Origin of the sequence: Kitasatospora sp. NPDC057512 (genome assembly GCF_042802135.1) — a bacterium.
GTDB lineage: Bacteria > Actinomycetota > Actinomycetes > Streptomycetales > Streptomycetaceae > Kitasatospora.
On record NZ_JBHVET010000669.1, the window covers coordinates 1 to 4760 of the forward strand.

The window sequence follows — 4760 nt, forward strand, 5'->3', positions numbered from 1 at the left end:
GCCCCGGACGGTGTCCGGGGCCCCTCTTCGCGGGTGGTGTCAGACGAGCGGGCGCAGTGCGGCCGGGCGGGGTGAGTCGGTGGCGGGGGGCGAGGCGGCGGGCGGGGTCGTGCCGGTCGGGGAGGTGTTCTGGGTGGCGGTGGTGTCGTGGACCTCGACGTGCTCGCGGCGGAGTTCCTCCCGGACCACCTCCTCCGTCGTGTAGCGCTCGACGACCAGGCGGACCCGCTCGACGGGCGCGAGGTACTTGCGGACCACCGCGCGCTCCTCGCGGAGGGTGACCTCCTCGACGGCCTCGGCGATCTCCTTCCCGGTGAGCGTGGCGCGCTCGGCGTCGCTCACCGGCATCCGCTCGACCCGGACGCGCTCGTGGACCACCGGGACGCGGCGCTCGACCTGTTCGGTCGTCACGTACTTGCGCAGTTTCGCGGTGCCGAGGGTGTGCCACTCGGTGGTGACCTCCAGCCGCTCCTCGCGGCAGGTGATCTCGACCGGGCCGCTGGGGGCGGACGAGGCGCCGTCGGTGTGCGCGGCGCCGACGGTCGCCGCCGGGGCGGGCGACGGCGCGGGGGCGGGCTGCGACTGCGGCTTCGGCTCCACGGCGGGTGCGGCGGAGGTGGCAGTGGTGGCAGTGGTGGGCGCGGCCGCCGGGGTGGCGGTGGCGGCCTCGGGGGTGCTGAGCATCCGCATGTCGGCCTCCGGGGCGGTTCTGGTGCTGTCGGTGAGAGCGGCGGTGGGCGGGGCGGCGACGGGGGCTCTGACCGGGGCGGGTTCGGGCGCGGGCTCGGGGGAGCGCTCGGGGGTGTGGAAGGTGAGCGACTTGGCCGGGGCCGCCGCGGTCGTCGTGGCGGCGGCCGCCGCCGTGGTGCCGAAGTCGAGGTCGGCCTGCTTGGGCCGGCTCCCGTTCTCGTGGCTCGGGCGGCCGTCCATCGGGGTGTCGAGCCCGTAGTAGCGGTACAGCTGGAGCTCCTGGGCGGGGGACAGGTGCTGGCCGACGCCGAAGTCCGGCGACTCCTTCACCAGCGACTTGTCGTACGGCACCCGGAGCTCGTCGCCGGCGAACTCGCTCGTGGTCAGCGGGACGAAGGCGTCCCGGCCGAAGATGCCGGTCCGGACCGCGGCCCACTCGGGCCGGCCGGTGGCGTCGTCCAGGTAGACCTCGTCGACCGTGCCGATCTTGTCTCCGTTGCGGTCGACGGCCTTGTGACCGATGAGGTCCCGGGGGTCGATGTCGGTCTGCACTCTTTCCTCCCGTGCGCTGAGCTTGCGGAACTCCCGCAGGAAGGCGGCCGGAGCACCCGTTCCGTCCGCCACTTCACACCAAAAGCCATGAATCGGACGGACGCGAGCGGGGTGCGCCGGACGGGCTGCGCGCTGGACCGTCCGGGGGACGCGCGTAGACCCCGAACGACCTGACGCACCCGTGATCGGGAGGCCTCCCGCTGGTACCCTGGGCGTCGACCGCAGAGCCCGCTCGGGAGAGTCTCCGACTGCGAAAGCCGCTGGTCGGAGCGCCGAAGGAGCAACTCCTCCCCGGAATCTCTCAGGCATCCGTACCGTGTGGGGTAGGTCACTCTGGAAAGCAGGGCAGGAGCGTCGGCGCGGAAGCCGACGATCACCACCCTCACCGACGGTGCAAGCCGGCGGAGCGCCCACAGCGCCCCGTGCGGGTGAAGCTCTCAGGTCCCGATGACAGAGGGGGAGGCCTGTCGGGTCCGCCCGCCCAGGTTCGTCCGCTGTCCGCTGTCCGCAGCGGCGAGGCCGGCCGGCGTGCGTACCCCCGCCGGTCCGTGACCAGGAGGCCTCGACCACCATGAACGCCCAGCCGAACGCGGGACGCCCCACCGGCGCCTCGACCCTCACCGAGCTTGAGCTGGCCAGCCCCTTCGAGAACCGCCACATCGGCCCCGACGCCGCCGCGCAGGAGAAGATGCTGGCGTCCGTCGGCTACGGCTCGCTGGACGAGCTCTCCGCCACCGCGGTGCCCGAGGCGATCCGCTCCATCACCGCCCTGGGCCTGCCCGCGGGCCGGACCGAGGCCCAGGTCCTCGCCGAGCTGCGCGAGCTGGCCGGCCGCAACCAGGTGCTCCAGCCGATGATCGGCCTGGGCTACTACGGCACCTTCACCCCGCCGGTGATCCTGCGCAACGTCATGGAGAACCCGGCCTGGTACACCGCCTACACCCCGTACCAGCCGGAGATCTCGCAGGGCCGCCTGGAGGCGCTGCTCAACTTCCAGACCCTGGTCTCCGACCTGACCGGCCTGCCGACCTCCGGCTCCTCGCTGCTGGACGAGGGCACCGCGGCCGCCGAGGCGATGGCGCTGGCCCGCCGCGTCACCAAGGTCAAGGGCGGCGTCTTCCTGGTCGACGCCGAGACCCTGCCGCAGACCGTCGCGGTGATCAACACCCGCGCCGTGCCGACCGGTGTCGAGGTCGTCGTCGCGGACCTGTCCGAGGGCATCCCGGCCGAGATCGTCGAGCGCGGCGTCTTCGGCGTGCTGCTCCAGTACCCGGGCGCCACCGGTGTGGTCCGCGACCTCACCGCGGTGATCGAGCAGGCGCACGGCCTGGGCGCGATCGTCGCCGTCGCCGCCGACCTGCTGGCGCTGACCCTGCTCAAGTCCCCGGGCTCGCTGGGCGCCGACATCGCCTGCGGCACCTCGCAGCGCTTCGGCGTGCCGATGGGCTTCGGCGGCCCGCACGCCGGCTACCTGTCGGTGCGCGCCGAGTACGCCCGCTCGCTGCCCGGCCGTCTGGTCGGCGTCTCCGTGGACGCGGACGGCAACCGCGCCTACCGCCTGGCGCTGCAGACCCGCGAGCAGCACATCCGCCGCGAGAAGGCCACCAGCAACATCTGCACCGCCCAGGTGCTGCTCGCCGTGATGGCCTCGATGTACGCCGTCTACCACGGCCCGGACGGCCTGGCCGACATCGCCCGCCGCACCCACCGCTACGCCGCCGCCCTCGCCGAGGGCCTGCGGGCCGGCGGCGTCGAGCTGCTGCACGGCGAGTTCTTCGACACCGTCACCGCCGTCGTCCCGGGCCGCGCCGCCGAGATCGCCGCCGCCGCCCGCGCCAACGGCATCAACGTCCACCAGGACGGCGCGGACCGGATCTCCGTCTCCACCGACGAGACCACCACCCGCGAGCACCTGGCCGGCGTCTGGGCCGCGTTCGGCGTCCCCGCCGTCGAGGTCGCCGAGGCCGCCGAGGCGCTGCCCGCCGCGCTGCTGCGCGAGGACGAGTACCTGACCCACCCGGTCTTCCACAGCCACCGCTCGGAGACCGCCATGCTGCGCTACCTGCGCCGCCTGTCGGACCGGGACTACGCGCTGGACCGCGGCATGATCCCGCTGGGCTCCTGCACCATGAAGCTCAACGCGACCACCGAGATGGAGGCGGTGACCTGGCCGGAGTTCGGCCAGCTGCACCCCTTCGCGCCGATCGACCAGGCCCAGGGCTTCCTGACCCTGATCCGCCAGCTGGAGCAGCAGCTGGTCGAGGTGACCGGCTACGACGCCGTGTCGATCCAGCCGAACGCGGGCTCGCAGGGCGAGCTGGCCGGTCTGCTGGCCGTGCGCGCCTACCACCACGCCAACGGCGACACCCAGCGCGACGTCTGCCTGATCCCGTCCTCGGCGCACGGCACCAACGCGGCCTCCGCGGTGATGGCGGGCATGCGCGTGGTCGTGGTGAAGACCCTGGTCGACGGCGACGTGGACGTCGAGGACCTGAAGGCCAAGATCGAGCAGCACCGCGACAACCTCGCCGTGCTGATGGTCACCTACCCGTCCACCCACGGCGTGTACGAGACCCAGATCACCGACATCTGCGCCCTGGTGCACGAGGCCGGCGGCCAGGTGTACGTGGACGGCGCCAACCTGAACGCCCTGGTCGGCCTGGCCAAGCCGGGCAAGTTCGGCGCGGACGTCTCGCACCTGAACCTGCACAAGACCTTCTGCATCCCGCACGGCGGTGGCGGCCCGGGCGTCGGCCCGGTCGCGGTGCGCGCCCACCTGGCGCCGTACCTGCCGAACCACCCGCTGCAGCCGGAGGCCGGCCCGGCCACCGGCGTGGGCCCGATCTCGGCCGCGCCGTGGGGCTCGGCGGCCATCCTGCCGATCTCCTGGGCGTACGTCCGGCTGATGGGCGGCGAGGGCCTCAAGCGCGCGACCCAGGTCGCGGTGCTGAACGCCAACTACATCGCCAAGCGCCTGGCCCCGCACTTCCCGGTGCTCTACACCGGCCCGGGCGGGCTGGTCGCGCACGAGTGCATCATCGACCTGCGCCCGCTGACCAAGGAGACGGGCGTGACGGTGGACGACATCGCCAAGCGCCTGATCGACTACGGCTTCCACGCGCCGACGATGTCCTTCCCGGTGGCCGGCACGCTGATGATCGAGCCGACCGAGTCCGAGGACCTGCACGAGATCGACCGGTTCTGCGACGCGATGATCACCATCCGGGCCGAGGTTGACAAGGTCGGCTCGGGCGAGTGGGCGGCCGACGACAACCCGCTGCGCAACGCCCCGCACACCGCCGCCACGCTGGCCGGCGACTGGGCGCACGGCTACTCGCGGCAGGAGGCGGTCTTCCCGGCGGGCGTGAACCCGGCGGACAAGTACTGGCCGCCGGTGAGCCGGATCGACGGCGCGTACGGCGACCGCAACCTGGTCTGCTCCTGCCCGCCGCTGGACGAGTACGGCGTCTGACCCGACCGGACCCGCGGGGTCCGGGTCGGACGGCAGGGCCCCGGCG

2 protein-coding genes and 1 riboswitch are annotated in these 4760 nt (G+C 73.3%); of the genes, one reads left to right on the forward strand and one right to left on the reverse strand.

The genetic code is table 11. From position 1 onward, the window contains the following. Window positions 1-39: 39 nt before the first annotated feature. Window positions 40-1314, reverse strand: coding sequence for a PRC and DUF2382 domain-containing protein (locus tag ACFU6K_RS31560; RefSeq protein ID WP_380668829.1), 1275 nt, complete (start codon window positions 1312-1314; stop codon window positions 40-42). Between the two features lie 151 nt (window positions 1315-1465). Then, window positions 1466-1569: riboswitch (glycine riboswitch) on the forward strand. A 244-nt stretch (window positions 1570-1813) separates the two neighbouring features. Between ACFU6K_RS31560 and gcvP the strand changes: the two genes are divergently transcribed. Then, on the forward strand, window positions 1814-4714 hold the full coding sequence (gcvP, locus tag ACFU6K_RS31565; protein ID WP_380668831.1) for an aminomethyl-transferring glycine dehydrogenase: 2901 nt from the start codon (window positions 1814-1816) through the stop codon (window positions 4712-4714). Window positions 4715-4760: the final 46 nt, after the last annotated feature.